The following is an 18846-nucleotide window of genomic DNA, read 5'->3' as shown; positions in this document are numbered from 1 at the left end:
ACTCTATTTGTAAGCCCAGCATTTAAAGGAAATACTACTCAAAGGGCTTTTATCACGCGGACTTCACTATCACCTAAGCGCAACTCTGAGACGGCATTCGGAGCCCGTCGGAAAGGATTGTTATGATGATACTCGCTCAAGGCGAGTTCAAAACCTATGATTCAGATCGAGACGTCGTACGGTTCAGCATGAAGAACGGTGACACTGAGGTGTTGTGCGCCATTAGCACTTCCGCGATGGACGATCTCGATTCGCCGACAAAAGTAAGCCAAAGCCAGCGCGAAGCTCAGTTCATGCGATTACGTTCCCGCATTGAGGAACGAGCCATACAGAAATTCCTTGATGCCGAGTTCGAAGGCAAGCCTGCGGGGATTATTCTACGCAGCATTGATTTCTGAAAATATCAGGAAAATCGGATTTCATATAAGAAGCCGTTGCTACTCAAGCTATCGCTATCTAGCCCCCGCTGACTGCGATGGCATAATTGAATTTGGTGAGCCAGGAAAGCCGACGCTGGGTTCGCCGCCACTAGGCTTGGCGTGGATTAGCTGATCGAGAAAAGCTTTCGTTTGTGCGTTGAGCGCGGGCGTTAAGTCTTGCGCTTCAAAATTCGAAGACGACTGTGCCGACGCCGAAATCGGCGGCGTAACAGAAGATGTTGGCAATGCATGTGAAGAAATGGTATCGGCGCCGCGCCTGAAAAGCGTCTTGGCAAGAATGATGCCGATAACTAGGACAATCCAGATAAGGAACGTTGTGTAAGATCGAGCGGCTTGAGGCGATTGAATGACGGGCGCTTGTTCACGTCAGTGCTGTGGAGCGCGCAGGCCTTCACGGGCTTGGTGAGGGGCAGAAGGTTTTTCCAGTCGAAGATCGACCGGATGCGCGGCAAAACCAGCGCGGAAAATCTGCAGCTCGCCTAACCGAAAACGATCAATTCCACGGATGTACTGGGTTGATTTTAGACCCGCTCAATCAAACGATTGGGCGGGTTTTTACTTTGCCTAAAAAACAACGCCGCAAGAGCGTCAGGAATTTGGGTGACGTCGCTCGGATTCAATCGCGTTCGCCTCGCCCAGCTTGCTCCTGATAAACTCGACGGGATCGCCTATTTCTGCGCACACCTCGTCCTCGGAAAGGCCTTGTTCCTTCGCTGCAACGAGAAGCCGTGCAGCGAGATCGGCGGCGATCTGAGAACTTCCGACTTGACCCATATCAAGTTTGGCATGGATGCTATGCTGCATCCAGAAATCGATGAACTCTTTTACGTCAGTTGTCATGCGAAGAGGTTAGCAAATGAAATTCCCGTCCGCGATAGAGAAAATCCCGCCGGTTAGCCTATCGCGTTGAGTTTAGGTGGCCTTGAACGAGGCTCCAGCCGACCAATGGAGAACGAAAATGTCTATTGAGACGCCAGAACTTTCGTTTACCTCGCCTCTCACGAATAACGCGCAGCTCGTTGCAATGCTTAGTGCGCTGCACGCCGCATTCCAAACTGCTGTTGTCATCAAAGCAGACGAAATTCTGGCCGCTGGCGTTGCAGATCGTGAAGAGCGGCTTCGGCTCTTCGACGCTTACACCGACAAGATTACGAAGGAAGCGAAGCGCCTTCAGACAGAGCGGTTTGCTGTATCGGATGAAGCAAAAGGTGTCGGCGCGACCCTCGAACTGATGGGGATGCTATATGCCGCAATTCGTGAGCAACTTTGAGCGCGGAAATGATACCGCCGGAATAGAAAAACCCCGCCGGGGCGGTTAGGCAGCCTCCTGACAAATACTCCACAACTAAAAGTTTTCAAGTCGTCCGTTGTAATTCTAGGTTGAGATCCCATTTAGGTAAGGTACCTAGAATGTCTTTAGGTATTTCCTGAAAGGAAATACGATGACCGATAGCAATCAAAATGCACCCACAGCGCCCCAGACCGCCGCTCCGGGCGACAATAAGCCGGGCCAGAAGCAGGATAACGATGGTGGCAATAAGCCAACTCAGAAGCCTGCTGAACAGAAGTAATTTGCCCGAATGGGCCGATGAGGAAGCCCGGCATTTGCCGGGCTTTTTTCATACCGGAGATAGCCGATGACAAAATTTCGCGACTGGTTCGTACCACCCATTGTCGTGCCGCTGCTGCTTGCCCTGCTGGTAGCGGTCACAGCTATCTGGCACTTAATTTAAGTTGCGCAGACTCATCGTTCGAGGGAATTATTTTCTTGAGGGACTCGTTTAAGTCGGTTTCATAGCCATCTATGGATCATCACCGCGCGGCCTTCCGGCATCTATCGGTGACTGAGAGTGTAGTGCTCCCGCCCTCTGCATACAGAGGTGCATCCAATGTTTCCTTCCAAATCCATGCTGCCACTTGCTCAACGCCTGATCCTAGAATCTAGGCGCCTTCGAACTGCGGCGAGTTCAACCCCTTTGGGGGAAGCGCGCCAACGGCTCATAAGGCGCGCCCAGCAGGTGGAGGCTGCTTTTCAGGTCAATGCATGGATCACATCTCCCGGCTTACAGGCTCCGACATGATGGCCGACTCGCTCTTTATGCAAGCCAGCATAAAGCGGCTTGGCCAGCTTCGTTCGCGATTGGCGCGCGAGGCCGATTCAACCATCACCGCAGCTCTATCGTGTCTTTGGGAAAAAGAGACGGAACGTAGTGGGATGGCAATTCAAAAAGAAATGGACAGATCGAAGTCGGACCAAGCCCGGATTTCCGACCAAAGGTGAGCAGGCCATGAGAAATCACCGTTCAGGGCGAAAGATCAGATTGCATTCAACGGCCGCAATAAAGCATCAGATTCTAACATTGATGCTTGAGGACGAAATTCGAGCGGCCCCTAGAAACTCTATCCTTCAGGCACACAAGTCACCGGCACTCGCCGCGCTAGAAAAACTTCGTGATCGTTGGCATGATCGGTTCTCGCCTCGGACAGCCTATAATTAGGCCATCAGTCTGCGTTTTGTAGCCGCCTCATCCGAAATTCGATCCGTCCCAGGCGGATGCGAAGCCTGGACAACCCGCAGGATGAGGCAGAATCCGACCCGCCCTATCCCTTGGTATTCCGAACGGCGTGACGTTGTAGAGCTCTCGACCACGAGCTAGGCGGCGGGGCTTCCTTTGCGCTCACCACTGTCTTGCCAGGGCCTTCGCAAGGCGGGTCACTGTTAGTTCTTGTGATGTTGACGGATAAGCCTACGGTGCGCGAACCGAGAGGCGCTTTAGGGCGACCCGGGGCGCGGCTCGGCTTGCCTGCTCTTGTGAGAGTGCCTGCTCGCCGGGCCGCGTTTTTATAAAAGTCAGCGACAGGAACGTTTGCGGGGCTGATCTATTGACCTACGCAGCGGAACTGGGGCGATCCAGCAGTTGTCATTTGAGCCGGCCGGCCTAACTCCCGGTCGGCTCCTTTTGTTTTGGCCTTACAGCTTATTCCACGGCGCAAAGCTTCTAGGGTGCCGAGCGTCCGGCTTGCCGTAACGCAAACAGGAATTGAGGATGTCCCTGAGGTCGAAACGAAGATGTAGCCCTACGCTCACAAAGCGGACAACAATACGAAGTTCATGAACGGGTTTGCGCTCGGAAAGTTTACGAGCTTTTTGTCGCTTTGGCTGAATATGGGAGAAGACTACAGTGAGCGAAAATCAACAACCATCATGAATAGCAAATCGCTTTAACCGTTACGCCGTTCGTCTTACTAGCACTGCCTTCGGCAAATGCGGCCAAGAATATTGTTGGCCAAGCTTCGGTTATCGACGGCGATACCATCGAGATTCATGGTCAGCGCATTCGCCTCTGGGGCATCGACGCTCCGGAATCCTCGCAGCTTTGCCGTAACAACAATAGCGACCTGTATCGGTGCGGAGCCGAAGCAGCCAACAAGCTGTCTGCGTTCACTTTAGGCAAGATTGTGAACTGCGAGCCCATTGATCGTGACCGCTATGGCAGAACCGTCGCCAGATGTTCGGTCAATGGAGCCGACATAGCGGAATGGCTGGTCGAGACCGGGCTGGCGCTTGATTGGCCCCGATATTCACATGGCCGTTACGGCACGACTCAAGATCGCGCTCGTCACGGAGAAAAGGGCATCTGGGTTGGGACGTGGGCACCGCCATGGGAATATCGAGCCTGCATCACTGGTGGTGGTCGTCCCTCAACTTGTTCTGACGGGGAGAGGTAGGAAGCTTCATTGAAGAAACCGATCCTTGATATAGCCCGCCACACACCACGCAGCAGATATCGCGGCAAACGCGAGCATCAGCTGAAGGATATATTCCATCACGATAGCTATCGGCTTCAGTCGTCCTCTCCGGTCCGACCAAGGAGCAAATACCCAATAACGGCAACGATTGCGCTTCTGATCTGCCCCCTTTGAAGTGGTCCTCCCTGAAGTATGATTTTCGGATGGAGGATAAGATCGATGGCAAGGAAGAGGCATACGGCTGAAGAGATTGTTGCGAAGCTTCGGCAGGTTGATGTGCTGATGGCGCAGGGCCGGCAGGTGGCAGACGCAGTCCGAGCGATAGGTGTGACGGAAGTAACCTACTATCGGTGGCGAAACGAGTACGGTGGCCTGAAGGGCGATCAGGTGAAGCGCTTGAAAGAGCTGGAGACCGAGAACACCCGGCTTCGTCGCGCGGTGTCGGATCTGACGCTGGACAAGTTGATCCTGGCAGAGGCCGCGAAGGGAAACTTCTAAGCCCCTCCCGACGCCGAGCGTGCGTCGATCATGTGATGACCGAGCTTTGCATCTCCGAGAGACGGGCATGTCGAGCGTTGGGCCAGTACCGATCGACGCAGCGCAAGATCCCAACGACACCCGATGACGAGGCAGCACTGACTGCCGACATCATCGAGCTTGCCCGCCAATATGGCCGCTACGGATATCGCCGGATTACGGCGTTGCTTCGTAGAGCCGGCTGGACGGTGAACAAGAAGCGTGTTGAGCGGATCTGGCGATGCGAGGGGCTGAAGGTCCCTGCCAAACAGCCTAAACGCGGGCGTCTGTGGCTCACCGACGGCTCGTGCATCCGTCTGCGGCCGGAGCGGCCCAACCATGTCTGGTCCTATGACTTCGTCGCTGACCGCACCCACGATGGCAAGGCGTTTCGGATGTTGTGCATCATCGACGAGTTCAGTCGTGAGAGCCTGGCCATCCGTGTCGCACGGAAGCTCAAGGCCACCGACGTCATCGAGGCACTCTGCGAGCTGTTCGTCTCACGGGGCATCCCTGCACACATACGTTCAGACAATGGCCCTGAGTTCGTCGCCGAGGCGCTTCGGGATTGGATCGCCACCGTCGGAGCCATGACCGCTTACATCGAACCTGGAAGTCCATGGGAGAATGGCTATTGCGAGAGCTTCAACGGCAAGCTGCGCGATGAACTGCTCAACGGCGAGATCTTCTACACATTGAAGGAAGCCCAGACCGTCATTGAAAGCTGGCGCCGCCACTACAACACGGTGCGTCCACACTCATCACTGGGATATCGACCGCCGGCACCCGAGGCTCTCGTCTGGCCTGCACCAAAGGAGATAGTCAAAATGCAATCGCTAAACTAACATTCCAATCGGACCACTCAGTGGGGGCCGGTCACCGGAATGCTGTCTCTTCCGCAGCGACTCGCTCGCGCTCCTGCTGTCCGGCAATTTCCCTTATGGAGTCATGGATAGAAACTTCGATTGAGGCACCGGTTTCGGAGATGTTTCTTACAAAGCAATTAATGCCACCGCTGGTCTCAATGAACCCGGCCTTCAATATTCGACGGCGTTGTGCGATCCGTTTCTCAGTCATGCTGCTATTGAGCCAATTATTATCGCGAATTAGGTCGAGCATCGCCTTTTGATGCGCTTGAGGTGTCTTCAGTCGACTCGTCTTGTTTTTTGGAAGATTTGAGAATGAACCTGACACCCACGCTTTCACCGTCAACCCAGGCCAAATTGCAGCGTCTGTAAGCGGGCGTTCCAACCGATGAGAGCACAAGAAAAAATTCCTTAAGGCCAGCTATCGATTTTTTGACGATTAGTTGAGCACCAGCCTCCGATATTTCCACGAGATCGCAATCCAAACGCCGCGTGCCATCAATGCTCATAATCCAAGCGGGATAGCCTCGAGTGAAGGATACGCGATGAGAAACCTCACGACGATTTTTATGCACGGTGTTCCTTACGCGTAGCTGCAATCATCACCATCACGTCTAAGCGGAGAAACTTCCTTTTCCTCTCAGACGTTTTTTTGATTTTATCCGCGCGATGCTGATCGTTTAACGTCTCGGATGGGAGCTCTCGGAACACGCTGCTGTAACGCCCCCTCAAACTAGTTCTCAATGCTTACATGAACCTGACAGACACCGAATGCTCCCATAGCACTCAATTTGCGCCACTCAGGCGAACGGGCCATCGACGAGTTTAGTGATAAAAAGTCAGGGACAGGCTTTTTTTCCAAAATCAGTTCTCCAAACGTTAAAGACGCCAAGTCCTTAGCTCGAACCGGTTTCCGGGAACCTTAAAAAAATCGTTCTGCCCTCTTGACGAAAAACGATCCTTTTCTAATTTTTTTGTCGCCACGCTGAGTGGTGCGGAGCGCCTGATGGGCTCCGCGAGGCGGGCGCCGGTGGTGTCCGGTGTCTGCTCGTATCCATCTTGCTCTATGGAGGATTTGGCTATGAGGACCTTTGACTTTACGCCTCTCTGGCGTTCTTCGATCGGCTTCGACCGATTGATCGACCTCGTTGATGCGGCGCAACGCAACAGCGAGGAAAGCTACCCCCCGTACAACATCGAGCGCGTCGGCGACAATCAGTACCAGATTTCTCTGGCGCTGGCTGGCTTCGCGCCGAACGATGTCAGCGTCACTGCCGAGCAGAATGTTGTTACCATTGAGGGCCGTAAGAACGAGGAAAAGCGGGAGTTCCTTTATCATGGAATATCCGCGCGAGCGTTCCGACGGCAGTTTAGCCTCGCCGATCATGTTGAGGTGAAGAATGCCTCATTCGAGAATGGCATTCTGCGTATTGATCTGGTTCGCGAAGTTCCTGAGGCGATGAAGCCCCGTAAAATCGAAATCAACGCTGGCTCTTCGCCTTCCAACGTCCACCAAATTGAATCGAAGGCTGCTTGACCTTCCTCGGGGCGGCTCGAAAACCGAGCCGCCCCCACTGGCGTCCGCAACGAAAGGAGAAGAAGGAGGACGAGATGACTATCCACGGCAGATTTAACGAAGACGATGTGTTCGATCTCAACGGCATCTTTCATCCTGGATTGGTTTATGACCATCCACGGGATGTTCTGGCCCAGGAAGGGCTGACCGTCGCAGAAAAGAGAGCCATCCTGGCATCTTGGGCTTCCGACGCTGCTGCCGTAAATTCCTGCCCTGCACTAAGGGCAATCCCCGGCCAGCGCAGACCGGTGACGATCGACGAAATCTTGGAAGCCCTCTCTAGCCTCGATCATCGCCCTCGACCGCCCGGAGGAAAGCCTGTCCGGCGTCGATCCGTATCCCGCGTGCCCGCGGCGGCCTGATGGAGGCGGCGATGTTTAAGAGCGTGCCCCAAGCCTTCGAGCTTCAGCGGCTGCGGAGACTGAAAGAGGCCATGCTTGGCTCAGAAATCAAGTTTGGGAAACCGAGAATGATCCCAGCCGAGGACTGGATGACGGATTTGGAATCCCGGATTGCCAGCCTTGAGCGTAGCCTCCGGATTGATAGCCGCCCAACGAGATAGGCTTTAGCGTAGGTCGGCGGTTGTCCGCTGGCCTACGCAATATCGAAGACTTTCTGAATACCTTTTGACAAAAACGGGGCAGCCCCATGGATGAAGAACTGCGCCGCTTCATCATTCGCGGTCATGAAAAGGTTATCGGCCATTGTCACTTCTTACTCGCCTCACCAAACCTCCGGGACGAAGATCGCGGGACCTTAGAGTCGAGGCTTGCGGCCGAGGAAAGGGCGTTACGGGGGTTAACCAGCAGTGACGGAGACTATTTCCCGAGTTCTTTTCGCACCGCCGCTGCGGAGGTTCCGACCTTATCGACGGCCCGCTTCAGCTCTTCCCGACTAACGCCAAGGTGATGCGCCCAATACTTCACCTCGTAATCTTCCTGCATGTTGATGTGACTGCGGTCCTGCGGACCCTTCTTGGACAGATCGTCGGCCATGGCACTCCACTTAGGTTGGCTCCGCCAGAATATCGTCCGTTCCTGCCAAATTGGCCCGGCTTTTATACCGGGTCAATTGAAGTCACGCGGCTTCGGCTTCAGCGTTAACGACTGATTTCGCGATGCTGGTGAGCGTTTGGTCGGTTTTCTTTTCTTCTGCCAACGTCTCTTTGAGAAGCTGGCTGGCTTTCTTTAAACCGAGCTCCTCTGCCCAAGTGATGAGCGTTCCGTAACGCGATATCTCATAATGCTCGACTGCTTGGGCCGCGGCGAGTAAGCCGGCGTCGAGGGCGGGAGCTCCCTTGTACTCCGACATGATCTCCTTGCCTTCGTCTAAGATGCCCATGATCGCGTCGCAGGTTTTGCCGCGAGCTGTCTCACCAAGCTCCTCGAAGACGGACTCAAGGCGCTCCACCTGGCCCTCGGTTTCTTCGAGATGCTTTTCGAAAGCAGCACGCAGTTCGTCGCTTTGAGCTGCCTTTGCCATCTTCGGCAATGCGCTCATAATCTTCTTCTCAGCGAAGTAGATATCCTTGAGCGTATCATGGAATAAATCCTTGAGAGTTTTAGTCTTCGACATGGGTACCAGTCTCCACTTGGAATAGGCGCTCGCGTCGAGAACAAGTCAGATGTCAGCGCGTACCGATGCGTTGGTGTCGCGGTCAGAAACCGGCAAAATGACTGCGTCCATCGTCCCCGTTGTGGCCGGTTGTCACCCGGCGCGAGCACCGGATAAATCAGCTTCTCTGCGCGAGTTCATTTGACGGAGCAACATAGGTTATGACTGAAGCAGATTGTGAGCAGTGGAAGGCCCCTCTAAGGAGCCTTCAATGTCATCGCAGTAGGATGATGAGCAAAATTAGCGGAAGCGGGATACCCAGCAACCAGAGCAAAATCGGCATGTGATTCCTCCTTTAGACGGTTGACCAATTGCGGTCGAGGAAGGCCCCGGCTTCCGTTGCCGCCAGACTTGCCGAGAAAGCGCCAATGAGAAGAGAGGCAACGATCCAATAAGCAAGCTGCATGGCTGCCTTACGAGCGGCGTCAAGGTTGCTTTTTGCCGTGACGATCGTTTGATCAACTCGCTTCTGGGCTTCGTCTTGTGACATCCCCGTGTTCTTCGCGACGACCTGCGCGACGTAGGTTTTGTCGTCGAGGGACATGTCTTTTCCGGAGCGGAAGCTGGCGGTGAGCAGGCGAGATAGTTCGGCCCGGCTGTCATTTGGGCTTGTGGTGTTAGAAGCTGCTGCGCCCGGACCGGGACGCAGAAGTTGGTCGACGTAGATGTCCATAGGGCCCGACGACGCTCTAGAAGCAGTGGCGCTCGCTGCGCCCGCAGCAAGACCGCCTGAGGTCGTTCTGGCGATGCCTGCTGCAGCGGATGCGAGAAGGACTGCACCAACGAATGTCGCAGTGGCCCAAGTGACAAAGCCATGAGCCGTGTCACGGAAATATATCTCATTTGCATGGACGCTCGAGTCCCAACCGTTGCGAAGACGGCCGGCGATATGCCCTCCCAGAGCTGATGAAATCATGGCGACGACGACAAGGAACAGACCCGTTCCTATTTTGAAGGTAGTCGCTGATACGCCCGAATCGTTCCAGGGTGACGTCAAGGTCAAACCCAGCGCCGCACCAAACCATAACAAAACAATCGTAATCGCTAATGAGACAACAGCGCCTGCAATAACCGACGCCCAGCAAATTCCAGAGGCCGCCGGAAAATAAGGGCGCTCTGAGATAGGTGTTTCCATTTTAGTCTCCCGAAGTTGGCATAGCGCCGAACAAGCTTCCTCTTCGGAGCAAGTTCCAATCTGTGTTAATCCAGATTGCCATCGGGGATGCTCAGTACCTCTTTCACCTTGCCAGTCCGATCACTAGCCAGTCCTGTTCATTCGCGAGCACATACCAGGCATCGGCCATCCGCTTATGATGTTCGGCTACGATATCATCATCGGCATCGCTGGCGAGTGAGAGAGAATCCTGAGCGTTACGCGATAAGCATCTGCAAGTTTCATGCTCAGAAAAATTGGGAGCGGTGTGTAAGTTTCTCAGGTCTCGTTTTGAGAGTCTGAGCGGGCCTCGACCCATACATAGGCTGCGTCAACAGCGGCAGAATAAAGGGCGTTCAATCGCTCTTCGTTCTCACCTTCGTCTATCGATATTCTAAGGTTTCTAATTGCGACGAAAGTGTTCTCTCTGAAGAGATCCCCGGATATGCCGCGCTCTGGTAGTGCCATCGCGCTGGCTTTCGCCAATTCGGCGTCGCCCGGAATCAGACGGGCCGCGTTGAGAGCTTGGAGGACCCCCAGAGCAATCTCTTTCTCATGCCTCGACATTCAAGCCGCCCACCCTTACTTACGCGCCTGATTTTGCAGCGCCTCGGCTAGCCTTTTATCGAGATCCGCTTTGCGCAAGGCAATGGGCCGGTCGAAAGTGTTGTTCTCGGAACGGATACCCCGAACGACATTTTCTTCGATTTTATCGATGTTGCAATCTTTGAACGTGCAACTTGTGAACGCGAGCTGCTCCGTGCCTTCGTCTAGCAGCAAGATGCAATCAACAAAGAGGCAGCCATCAAACCGCGTGAAATTTAACTGCGACCGGAAGTCGAAAGTCCGCCGATGATAGTCTTCTTTCCAGAAGACTCGCTCCTCACGTAGGTCAATAGTGCTCACGGCTACCTGCTTGGGTTTACCGGGGGGAGGACGAATTGCTCACTTCAGCGTTCGCCGCTTTAAATGCTCGGCTCATTTCCTGGCCGCTGCGAATGGAAATGCCATGCCGCTGAGCCATCGATCGAACCCCAGACGCAGTTCGATTTAGCGCCGCTGCTATGCGATAAATGGACCGTCCTTGCTCAGCATACAAACGCAAGGTGCGCAAATCGTCTTCAGTCCAGCTTCCGTTCTTCACAGCAATCCTCGCAGGTACGATAGATTGCCGTATAACGATGAGATAGTCGGCTAGTTCCGATGGTGGCTAGGACTTCGGCGCTGCCGAACTCAGCACTTTTGCTATCTCCGCAAGACTGTCAGCGGTGCTCGTATTGCCGCCAAGCACTCCGAGAAGGTTCTTCTCGCGCTCCTCATCCAGGACCGCGTGAGCGGCAGCGATCCGCTCCATTTCGTTGGCCAGCTTCCGATATGTGTCGGCAAGCGCAGCGAAGATCTTACGCTTCCCTTCGTTCAGCGCCGTTTGACCAATGGTTTCGCAGGCTTGAGCGTCGGCGTGGAGTTTGTCGATAAAGAGCCGAATATCTTGCATTTCTATCCTCTCACCTTAACCAGTCGGCTTTAGCAGACTCATCGTATAGAGCGCTTCTCCGCAGCATAAAGCTTTTCCATGCTCTCCTTAACTGCGGCTGATCCGCATCTTGGAGGAGATAATTTATCCCGAATAGCAGTTAAAGCGCCCATGCTTTACGCCTCGCAAAAATCCGCGCGAGACGCTCTGCTCCATTTCCCATTCAAGATATTCGTTTGCAAGTATTAGCGCGCGTATTGCGCTGCGAAGGTCACCGCCGCAAGCTGCAATCGCCTGATCGGCAGCCGCGTCTAATCGATCCGATTCCGCCTGGGGATCAGGCTCCGGTTGTGCCGACATGATGATGTTCCGTATTGACCTCTCTTAGATCATGTTCCTATTTTGTTCTCATACAGTCAAGTAGACCGAAACGACGTTTCCCACCGCCGTGGAAGCTCGAAAGGCCAAACGCCGATACGTTCATGGTAACCGACGCGAATAATATGCCGCTCGCCATTGTACCGTGCCGCGACGATCTGAAAGATATCCCTTTGCATCATCGTTCGCTTACGTCTGACGAAGCAAGGCGGATCGCAAAAGCAATCACGCGCTTGCCGGAATTTTTAATGCAGCGACAAGACTTCCATCCTCGAGGGAGCGGGAAGCCGTGGTCGCCGTTACGTCCGTATCACGTAGCGCTTGAAGACACCTACGTTCGCGAGAATTGGGACAGCATCGATACGCTTTGCAAATACAACCGCATTCCGTTCGATCAAACGGGCGAGCGAATTCAGAGCTGGATCGTTCATGAGTTCGCCTCCCAGCTCGACGCAATGATGTTTTGGGATGAATTTAAAGGGAGATGGCTGTTCGGCCCAGAATTCGTCTATCCCGAGCGACCGATAAGTCTGCCGAGAATGAAACGTCCGCCGCATTGGAAGAAAACATTTCGACAGCCACCACGATACTAGCGAGACGATCGCTGCATTCGAGCATAAGCTATGGTTCACTCAAGGCGTTGAAGGAAGGATTCAAGGTAGGCAGACGGAGTGCCCTTCATCCTGAGGAGATCTGTGCGAATCCGAAGTCGTGCCAGAGCTAGTTCTGTTTTTCCCTTGAGAGCGAAAGAGCTCGCTGAGAATCATCTCCATGCCAGCAATCCGGTCGGTCACCTCCTTAAGGCTGCGCGCTGCTGTCTCCAATAATTCCCGGTCCTGGGTCACGATGTGCGCTCTGCATCCGCTAGGCAGCCTTTCGTCGCCCTTTCCGGGCGGCTTTTTTGCCACCTGCCTTTTTTGACTTCCGGCTAAGACTGCCTTTCAAAGCCTCCATTAGATCGATGACGTTGCCTTCTGCCTCGTTTCTCTCAGGAGCTTCGATGGTTTTGCCTGAAGCCTTTCGCTTCACGAGGGCCTTCAGCGCATTCTCATATTTGTCCTTGAAAGTCTTTGGATTGAATTTCGCGGCCTTAGTGTCGAGAATATGCGAAGCAAGGTCGATCATGTCCTTGGAGACACGAGGAGACGGAATGGCATCAAAATAATCGCCCTCATCCCGCAATTCGTAAGGATAGCGCAGCGTTGTTCCCAATAAGCCTTTGTCCAGCGGCCGGAGTGCAATGACATGTTCCCTGCTCGCAAGAACGACGCGACCTAATGCGACCTTATCCTTGCGCTTCATGGCGTCCCTGATGACGACAAAAGCGTCCGCTCCGGTCTTTCCATTCGGAATCAGGTAGTACGGCTTGTCGTAATAACGCAGGTCTATGTCTCCGGCTGGCACGAACTCATCGATCTCGATGGTGTGGGTGCTCTCCAGCTTGACCGCATCCAGCTCGTCTTCTTCAATCTCGACGTACTTTCCTTTCGTGAGCTCATAGCCCCGAGCGCGATTTTCCTTCTCGACTTCTCTGCCAGTGACTTCATCGACCAGCTTCTGTCGGAGACGATGGCCGTTATTCTTGTTGATCTGATGGAAGTGTGTTTTCTCGGCTGAGGTAGATGCCGGATATAGAGCGATGGGACAGGTCACCAACGACAGGCGCAAGTAGCCCTTCCAGTACGCACGCGGTGCCATCTGCTGTCCTCCAAAGCGATATCAATGGAGGTTTGAAGGTTTGGTTCCAGTGCACCTTGACGAATGAGATTCATTGAAGAAACCGATCTTTGATATAGCCCGCAACACACCATCCAGCCGATATAGCGGCAAACGCGAGCATGAGCTGAAGGATATATTCGATCACGATGACTATCGGATTCGATTTTCCTCTCCGCTACGGCCAAACAGTAAATACCCAATAACGGCAATAATCGCGCTGCCAGTGAAGAGCTGGAGCACCGTCACACTGACAGTAAGTGAGATGTTGCTGGTCTTTTTCCAGTTTAACCAAGCACACCATACGGCAGCTATCAGATAGATCAGCCCCATCGCAGCAAACGTGGCGGAGGCGCCAGCGTTGGCGGCTGCGTCGTCATGAGAATTAACAGTGCTGAGACCGAATAAGCTACCAAGCATGAAGATCAACAATGCTCCTGCACAGAGCGATAGGGCGACGTAAGTCGATGACATCCGCCAAAAGTAAAGATCGACGGCATGCAATCCGCGAACCGTTGTTACAATCCACCCGATGAACGAAGCCGGGATGATGAGGATGCCGATCGCGCGTACCAGCGTATTCGGCGTTGCGATCGCTCCAAAAGCCAACGGTGCAGATGCAACAAATGCGAACAGCATTACAATGCTCGACCAGTCGGCAGCGCTTCGGGGTACGGCACTATGAAGAGATTTGATCGCTACATCTTGCAACGTGACGTTCGCTCCGCCCGCAACCTGTAGGGCGACTTGCTTGTTTAACCTGAATATCCAGAAGGCAATCGCCGCTACACCAAGAAGCAAGATCGACATCCAAGTAGCAATCGTTGAGTTCGCTGGCGGTGGTGGTGCTGTAGTGGTGGTGGTGGTGTTTTGAGGCTGATTAACGACTTGCGCTTGGCGTTGCCGTTCGACTTCTTGCTGCTGTTGCTGAACCCGGGCTGATCGCTCGGTCTGGAGCTCATTATCGGATGGTTGGGAGGCAACACTACCCGGAGAAACCAGCGATGGCGGTGCAGTTGGCTCGGTGGGTACTGGCGCTAGCACGTTGGGGCTTCTGGTAGAGTTGTCTGGGAAATAGTTTCCAATCGCAGATCGCCGTTGCCTCACAGTACCTTGACCGTTCTCCGCGGTGCTTTCTGAGCATTGCGACACGAGAGATTCAACGCGAGAATCTGACGGCAATATCGCCTGTTCGACCAAATAGCGGATACTCAAGCTCTGCTGAGCCAGCTGCGTGCTGACGCAGCGAAATGTCGCCGGGGATAGCTGGTGCCAAGCAAAATTGGCGACAGCCACAGGTTCAGAAACCTGCTGGGCTTCAGCCGCAGACATAGAGAAACTAAACAGTAATACGGCGACGACAGCAGCAATGCGCATGGAGCCCCCAAGGATGAAATATGAATGACGGTTTAAAGCGACATATCTTTGTCGGTTTAAACCGGTGTCGTTATATCCGACAACAGATTTTTCTTGGCGCATGGATTTGCGCCGAACTTTTGCAGCCAATGTGGTTAAGCTGAGAGCCGAGAAGGGTATTTCTCAGGAGGAATTGGCTCACCAAGCCAAGGTTAACCGGTCCTATTTAAGCGATCTTGAGAATGCGAGAACGCACGTAGGACTGGAGATTTTGGGCAGAATAGCCGACGTTCTGGGGGTGGAAGGGGCTGACCTCCTGAAGAAGATCAAGCCCGTCCCCAAGCGGAAATGACCGTTAGCGGCTAGCCTTTTTATCCTTGGCTGCCTTGAAGTTCGCTCGTACCGCGTTCGCACATGCGGTCAGCGCTTCATCCAGACCTCCGGCGACTGCCACGGCTTTCACCTCGTCCAGCTGCGCGACCAGATCGTCAAACGTCGTCGCCTTGAGCGTTGACATACCCTTCTTCATCTCCAGCGGCTGCTTGCCATACCGAAGCTGGAAATAAATCGTCCCACTGCTATCGACCCAGAACTGCTCCCGGGAAATCCGCTTCCCTTCCCGGAAGAGGCCGATCTTATTGATCTGCTGATCGATGCTGGCGGCAAGGCGGTTACGGCGCTGCAAAATCGGATTGCTGGTCGTCGGCTTCTGAACAGAGACAAGTGAAAGTGCAGACATGGCGTTTGCTCCAGTTAATTGACGGAGCCCGCGTCACTCAGATTCAGACCCAAGACAACAGCCTGAAAATCGCCTGTTGACGCACGCGGTTAACGCACAGAGGCGGGAATCCTACCAATGAGGATTTCCATGACAGATCTCACCCGACGATTATTGTTGCAGCTTTCGCTGTCCGGCATGGCATCCGGTTGCTCGAACCAACCAAAGGCCTGCTCACACCTTGAGGAATTGTGGATGCAGCGAATGCCTTTGCTTCGCGAACGTCTCGCCATCGAGGGTCGAAGCAATTTCAATTCAACACCCGCTCGAGCAGTAAAATCTGGACCTTCATGGGATGAGATCAAGATGGCAATAGACGCTATCGAGCAGCAGATTTGGACTCTGCCTCCCGATGCAGACACGATCGCTGCACGGCTTCTTATCGACTATGAGAATTACAGCTTAGAAACTGCGACCGAAATTGGCTCGCCTAGAGAGAGCCTACGGTGGATCGCCGATGCGTATCTTCGCATTCATTTGAAAGATTTAAGCGGCTTTATTTTTCGATCGGCCTGAAGTTGGAAGCTCGATCTTTCGTTTCTCGATAATGACCCGGAATGCTGCATCTTCAGCTGCGAGCCTTTCGCGTTCCTGCTGTTCGGCAATTTCCATTATGGAGTCATGGATACGCAAAGCTTGAGCGTTTAATTCTCTTACGCCTTGGGCAGTCAGTGTGGACCGGTTGCCGACGGTTTCAAGAGGATAGCCACCATAGCGCAGTTCAAAGAACAACCTGCAGCAGCGTCCCATCCATAACTGATTGGACGAGATCAACCGTCCAGGTCTTGGCACGGTTTTAGGGGAGATTGGCGTAATAACCAATCCAAACTCACGCTCCTTGGCCGTCAATCGTCGCCCTCGGAATGTCGGCCATTCGTCAGCAATCACATTATTGGGCTTCATGATGGTCTCCTGAATTCACAGGAAACATCCATTAGCCAAGCCAAAGGGACAACGCAGCCTTGGCTAAGAAATAGAAATTTGTGATTTTTAACGTCGATAAATATCGGAATGCGACCACATCATTCCGACATCACATCTCTTTCAGAGCACGTCAAGGCATATAGCTTTGTACAGCCTATGGCTGTCACGCTCACGATGAAGATGCGAGCGAATGGCCGCACCAACGATCTCATCGCGGCTTCAGCAAACTGTCGCCATTTTTTGAACAGGCTGAATGCCAAGTCGCTCGGAGCGGCAGCCAAGCGATATGGCAAAAAGCTCAAAACCTTCGCTGTCATCGAACAGAATTTGGAAGGCCGCCTGCACTATCACATGATTATTGACAGGCCACCACACATAGCAGGCGACGATTTTTCTGCTTTGATACGCAAGCAATGGCGGAAGACTGACTTCGGATACCGCCATGTGGATATACAGCCGATGACCAGTGACGGTTGGATTTCTTACATCCTGAAAGGCAGGCAGAAGAATGGCTGCCTCCATGACCACATAGATTGGAATCACTGCTCACGCTGACTCCTGGGTGAAACCCCGTTTCAGGCAGCCAATTGCTTATCTGCATTGCAAAGGCCGTGATGCCATTCCGGCTTTAATCTCTATTGCTGTCTAAACGCCACCTAATCAATTCCCATCAATAACAATAAAGGCTACCTCAAATGTCATTACGCAGCGCCCTATGGGGATTGCCAGAGATCGAACCAGAAACGCCAAAGCCTAAACCTAAACGAAAGCAATACGGCAACATTGAACGCAGAGTATATGTTTCGACCAGTACAGACATTGAAGGCTGGTGGAAGACAAACAGACCAGAAACACTGGCTGGATGCGCTAATTTAAGGTTGGCATTGAAAACATATCGAACAGTTCAAGATTACTCGGCCAGCTATCGCTATGGGAGATTCGAGCAGCGTCTGGTCCGTCTAACCGGTCCGAATGGAAGCGTTATGATCACAAGTCGGAAAGCAAGAGCGTATTTCAACAACAAGATTCGCAACTTGGAAGTTTACCTTGAGACGCTGGCCAGCCAGTTCGGTTATGATGTTACTTTCAAGAGAAACGTCTGATCGCAGATCCTTCGCGAAGCGAAGCTATAGAAATAGGCGGGCAGTCAATGACTAGAAAATACAAATCGAACCTCAATGAAATACTTAATGCTATCGCGGAAGACTTCGACATGGGAGAAGCAGTCCCAGAACGATTCAATCCAAACTACCTCGCGCATGAGCCTGATTATGAAGAGCCAGCTCTCTTGTTTTTTGAGCGAGCCAAGCTGAATCCAAAGCACCCTGGTCACTGGCAGTTCTTATTGCTCGCCGTAGCGAACGCCATTCATTCGGAACGTACCGGACGCAAAATTATTTGGGATGCCGACAAGGAGGATAGGTTATTTCGGGCAGTCGTTCGCCATCGCAGAGAGAACAAGAAGAAGAACGTCAAACAATCCATAGAAAAGATTTGCGTCGAACTCATCGAAGCAGCGCCATATAATCAATTTTCGAAAGAGACGTTGCAAGCTCGCTTCAACATCGTTCTGCGCAGGAAACGAAAAGAAGCTAAAGCTAAGGATGCATCGCCTTCATTGAAGAGAGACTTGAAGTTCTTTGAACCCAACTAAGCAGTACGGTTTGTATATAAATTCTGCCATTTAAAAACTAAAAAAGGCGCAGCAACATCTTTTGAAAGCACGCCTCTCCGTCACGTACCTTCGGATTGTCGAAAGACGCAACCGAAACGGAGAGAAAATATGACTTCGATTATTACGATGAAAGGCACTCTTGATCGTCCTCCCGAGGGCAGCCGAGCGCGTGCAGCAATTGACGGACTGCAGTTGATGGAGGGCTCCAATCCCTCTCTCCTGATTGCTGGCCAGAATTTTACGGTGCCTGCCAGCTGGCGCTGTGCCACCAAGGTTTTCTTCGGATGCATCCCTCGGTATCCACAGAATGACCTTATGGCTTTGGAATACCTTGAATCGCTAAATGATTGCGCTCAGCTGGTGTTTCAACGCATCGACGAACCCCGATATCGATCGGTCGTTCGGCCCAACCATTTTCGCGCTCTGATCGCCCTCGACAATAATAAGAAGGGCGAATGGTGGGCAACAATGCTGATTGACCTGCCGCGGGCGTCACTTCGCAATTCCATTCATAAAATGCTTCGCGAACAAGCATCCGCTCATTGGACCCACATCGCTTCGGGCGGGTGCAACGGCGCACTTGAAAGCTTCCAGATACTCGCTCGCGCTGGTTGTCACGAATACTTCTGA

General features: G+C 53.1%; 29 protein-coding genes and 1 pseudogene. 17 read left to right on the top strand and 13 right to left on the bottom strand.

Annotation, left to right across the window (positions count from 1 at the left end):
• Positions 1–125 precede the first annotated feature (125 nt).
• The 8 genes and pseudogenes from HMPREF9697_RS13890 (at position 126) to HMPREF9697_RS20475 (ending at position 5551) form a co-directional block, all read left to right on the top strand.
• Complete coding sequence (locus HMPREF9697_RS13890; RefSeq protein ID WP_040308284.1) at positions 126–398, top strand: DUF1488 family protein; 273 nt, start codon at positions 126–128, stop codon at positions 396–398.
• A 401-nt stretch (positions 399–799) separates the two neighbouring features.
• Positions 800–923, top strand: a pseudogene (locus HMPREF9697_RS21500) (cold-shock protein); the annotation flags it as partial.
• Between the two features lie 117 nt (positions 924–1040).
• The gene (locus tag HMPREF9697_RS20995) at positions 1041–1337 is read left to right on the top strand and encodes a hypothetical protein (protein WP_002717870.1); all 297 of its coding nucleotides are present in this window, start codon (positions 1041–1043) and stop codon (positions 1335–1337) included.
• A gap of 61 nt (positions 1338–1398) precedes the next feature.
• On the top strand, positions 1399–1710 hold the full coding sequence (locus tag HMPREF9697_RS13880) for a hypothetical protein (RefSeq protein WP_002717869.1): 312 nt from the start codon (positions 1399–1401) through the stop codon (positions 1708–1710).
• 172 nt (positions 1711–1882) lie between these two features.
• Positions 1883–2011, top strand: a complete 129-nt coding sequence (locus HMPREF9697_RS21660; protein WP_002717868.1) for a hypothetical protein — start codon at positions 1883–1885, stop codon at positions 2009–2011.
• A gap of 473 nt (positions 2012–2484) precedes the next feature.
• Positions 2485–2721 carry a hypothetical protein gene (locus tag HMPREF9697_RS13875; RefSeq protein ID WP_040307954.1) on the top strand — a complete coding sequence of 79 codons (237 nt, stop codon included), beginning with the start codon at positions 2485–2487 and terminating at the stop codon, positions 2719–2721.
• 935 nt (positions 2722–3656) lie between these two features.
• Positions 3657–4169: a thermonuclease family protein gene (locus HMPREF9697_RS20485; protein ID WP_347329781.1), complete on the top strand. Its 513-nt coding sequence runs from the start codon at positions 3657–3659 to the stop codon at positions 4167–4169.
• Between the two features lie 240 nt (positions 4170–4409).
• Positions 4410–5551 (top strand): IS3 family transposase gene (locus tag HMPREF9697_RS20475; RefSeq protein ID WP_085947189.1). Its coding sequence is split into 2 segments (ribosomal slippage): positions 4410–4674 and positions 4674–5551, totalling 1143 coding nucleotides; the frame shifts between segments, so codons are not numbered across the junction.
• A gap of 31 nt (positions 5552–5582) precedes the next feature.
• On the opposite strand, the gene HMPREF9697_RS21245 is transcribed toward HMPREF9697_RS20475, so the two are convergent.
• Both HMPREF9697_RS21245 and HMPREF9697_RS20470 read right to left on the bottom strand, forming a co-directional pair.
• Positions 5583–5900, bottom strand: coding sequence for a hypothetical protein (locus HMPREF9697_RS21245; RefSeq protein ID WP_169333024.1), 318 nt, complete (start codon positions 5898–5900; stop codon positions 5583–5585).
• The gene (locus HMPREF9697_RS20470) at positions 5803–6081 is read right to left on the bottom strand and encodes a PilZ domain-containing protein (RefSeq protein ID WP_081602548.1); all 279 of its coding nucleotides are present in this window, start codon (positions 6079–6081) and stop codon (positions 5803–5805) included. Before HMPREF9697_RS20470 ends, HMPREF9697_RS21245 begins: the two co-directional genes overlap by 98 nt.
• 572 nt (positions 6082–6653) lie before the next feature.
• Here HMPREF9697_RS20470 and HMPREF9697_RS13855 point away from each other — a divergent pair.
• Positions 6654–7109 carry an Hsp20 family protein gene (locus tag HMPREF9697_RS13855; RefSeq protein WP_002717864.1) on the top strand — a complete coding sequence of 152 codons (456 nt, stop codon included), beginning with the start codon at positions 6654–6656 and terminating at the stop codon, positions 7107–7109.
• 74 nt (positions 7110–7183) lie between these two features.
• Positions 7184–7510, top strand: coding sequence for a hypothetical protein (locus tag HMPREF9697_RS13850; RefSeq protein ID WP_002717863.1), 327 nt, complete (start codon positions 7184–7186; stop codon positions 7508–7510).
• A gap of 456 nt (positions 7511–7966) precedes the next feature.
• Here HMPREF9697_RS13850 and HMPREF9697_RS20465 read toward each other — a convergent pair whose 3' ends face one another.
• The 7 genes from HMPREF9697_RS20465 to HMPREF9697_RS21495 all read right to left on the bottom strand — a co-directional run bounded on the left by HMPREF9697_RS20465 (position 7967) and on the right by HMPREF9697_RS21495 (position 11749).
• On the bottom strand, positions 7967–8143 hold the full coding sequence (locus HMPREF9697_RS20465; protein WP_002717861.1) for a DUF3606 domain-containing protein: 177 nt from the start codon (positions 8141–8143) through the stop codon (positions 7967–7969).
• Positions 8144–8225: 82 nt separating this feature from the next.
• Complete coding sequence (locus HMPREF9697_RS13840; RefSeq protein ID WP_002717860.1) at positions 8226–8723, bottom strand: YciE/YciF ferroxidase family protein; 498 nt, start codon at positions 8721–8723, stop codon at positions 8226–8228.
• A gap of 334 nt (positions 8724–9057) precedes the next feature.
• Positions 9058–9897: a hypothetical protein gene (locus tag HMPREF9697_RS13835; RefSeq protein ID WP_002717859.1), complete on the bottom strand. Its 840-nt coding sequence runs from the start codon at positions 9895–9897 to the stop codon at positions 9058–9060.
• A gap of 297 nt (positions 9898–10194) precedes the next feature.
• Entirely contained in the window at positions 10195–10482 is a 288-nt protein-coding gene (locus tag HMPREF9697_RS13830) for a hypothetical protein (protein ID WP_002717858.1), read from the bottom strand.
• A 15-nt stretch (positions 10483–10497) separates the two neighbouring features.
• Positions 10498–10821 (bottom strand): hypothetical protein, encoded by a 324-nt coding sequence (locus HMPREF9697_RS13825; protein ID WP_002717857.1) that lies wholly within the window; start codon positions 10819–10821, stop codon positions 10498–10500.
• A gap of 304 nt (positions 10822–11125) precedes the next feature.
• Positions 11126–11410, bottom strand: a complete 285-nt coding sequence (locus tag HMPREF9697_RS13820) for a hypothetical protein (protein ID WP_002717856.1) — start codon at positions 11408–11410, stop codon at positions 11126–11128.
• 123 nt (positions 11411–11533) lie between these two features.
• Positions 11534–11749, bottom strand: a complete 216-nt coding sequence (locus tag HMPREF9697_RS21495) for a hypothetical protein (protein ID WP_081602547.1) — start codon at positions 11747–11749, stop codon at positions 11534–11536.
• Positions 11750–11871: 122 nt separating this feature from the next.
• Between HMPREF9697_RS21495 and HMPREF9697_RS20450 the strand changes: the two genes are divergently transcribed.
• A complete protein-coding gene (locus HMPREF9697_RS20450) occupies positions 11872–12360 on the top strand; it encodes a hypothetical protein (RefSeq protein ID WP_244597751.1) in 489 nt (162 codons plus the stop codon).
• 271 nt (positions 12361–12631) lie between these two features.
• Here HMPREF9697_RS20450 and ku read toward each other — a convergent pair whose 3' ends face one another.
• Positions 12632–13465: a non-homologous end joining protein Ku gene (gene ku, locus HMPREF9697_RS13815; RefSeq protein WP_002717854.1), complete on the bottom strand. Its 834-nt coding sequence runs from the start codon at positions 13463–13465 to the stop codon at positions 12632–12634.
• Between the two features lie 171 nt (positions 13466–13636).
• On the bottom strand, positions 13637–14962 hold the full coding sequence (locus HMPREF9697_RS13810; protein ID WP_244597749.1) for a hypothetical protein: 1326 nt from the start codon (positions 14960–14962) through the stop codon (positions 13637–13639).
• Between HMPREF9697_RS13810 and HMPREF9697_RS13805 the strand changes: the two genes are divergently transcribed.
• Positions 14961–15191, top strand: coding sequence for a helix-turn-helix domain-containing protein (locus HMPREF9697_RS13805; RefSeq protein ID WP_002717852.1), 231 nt, complete (start codon positions 14961–14963; stop codon positions 15189–15191). The two genes, HMPREF9697_RS13810 and HMPREF9697_RS13805, sit on opposite strands and share 2 nt — an antisense overlap.
• Before the next feature lie 3 nt (positions 15192–15194).
• Here HMPREF9697_RS13805 and HMPREF9697_RS13800 read toward each other — a convergent pair whose 3' ends face one another.
• On the bottom strand, positions 15195–15578 hold the full coding sequence (locus HMPREF9697_RS13800) for a hypothetical protein (protein ID WP_002717851.1): 384 nt from the start codon (positions 15576–15578) through the stop codon (positions 15195–15197).
• 129 nt (positions 15579–15707) lie between these two features.
• On the opposite strand from HMPREF9697_RS13800, the gene HMPREF9697_RS20985 reads away from it, so the two are divergent.
• Complete coding sequence (locus HMPREF9697_RS20985; protein ID WP_147293862.1) at positions 15708–16133, top strand: hypothetical protein; 426 nt, start codon at positions 15708–15710, stop codon at positions 16131–16133.
• On the opposite strand, the gene HMPREF9697_RS20980 is transcribed toward HMPREF9697_RS20985, so the two are convergent.
• Positions 16104–16520 (bottom strand): hypothetical protein, encoded by a 417-nt coding sequence (locus tag HMPREF9697_RS20980; protein ID WP_002717849.1) that lies wholly within the window; start codon positions 16518–16520, stop codon positions 16104–16106. The two genes, HMPREF9697_RS20985 and HMPREF9697_RS20980, sit on opposite strands and share 30 nt — an antisense overlap.
• Before the next feature lie 108 nt (positions 16521–16628).
• Between HMPREF9697_RS20980 and HMPREF9697_RS21720 the strand changes: the two genes are divergently transcribed.
• The 4 genes from HMPREF9697_RS21720 to HMPREF9697_RS13780 all read left to right on the top strand — a co-directional run bounded on the left by HMPREF9697_RS21720 (position 16629) and on the right by HMPREF9697_RS13780 (position 18846).
• Positions 16629–17096: a rolling circle replication-associated protein gene (locus HMPREF9697_RS21720; RefSeq protein WP_430644711.1), complete on the top strand. Its 468-nt coding sequence runs from the start codon at positions 16629–16631 to the stop codon at positions 17094–17096.
• Positions 17097–17236: 140 nt separating this feature from the next.
• The gene (locus HMPREF9697_RS20975; protein WP_147293860.1) at positions 17237–17644 is read left to right on the top strand and encodes a hypothetical protein; all 408 of its coding nucleotides are present in this window, start codon (positions 17237–17239) and stop codon (positions 17642–17644) included.
• A 47-nt stretch (positions 17645–17691) separates the two neighbouring features.
• Complete coding sequence (locus HMPREF9697_RS13785) at positions 17692–18195, top strand: hypothetical protein (RefSeq protein ID WP_002717846.1); 504 nt, start codon at positions 17692–17694, stop codon at positions 18193–18195.
• A gap of 129 nt (positions 18196–18324) precedes the next feature.
• Entirely contained in the window at positions 18325–18846 is a 522-nt protein-coding gene (locus HMPREF9697_RS13780; protein WP_002717845.1) for a hypothetical protein, read from the top strand.

Origin of the sequence: Afipia felis ATCC 53690, from assembly GCF_000314735.2 — a bacterium.
In the GTDB taxonomy this organism is placed as follows: domain Bacteria; phylum Pseudomonadota; class Alphaproteobacteria; order Rhizobiales; family Xanthobacteraceae; genus Afipia; species Afipia felis.
This window is presented reverse-complemented; position numbering and strand designations above follow the sequence as displayed.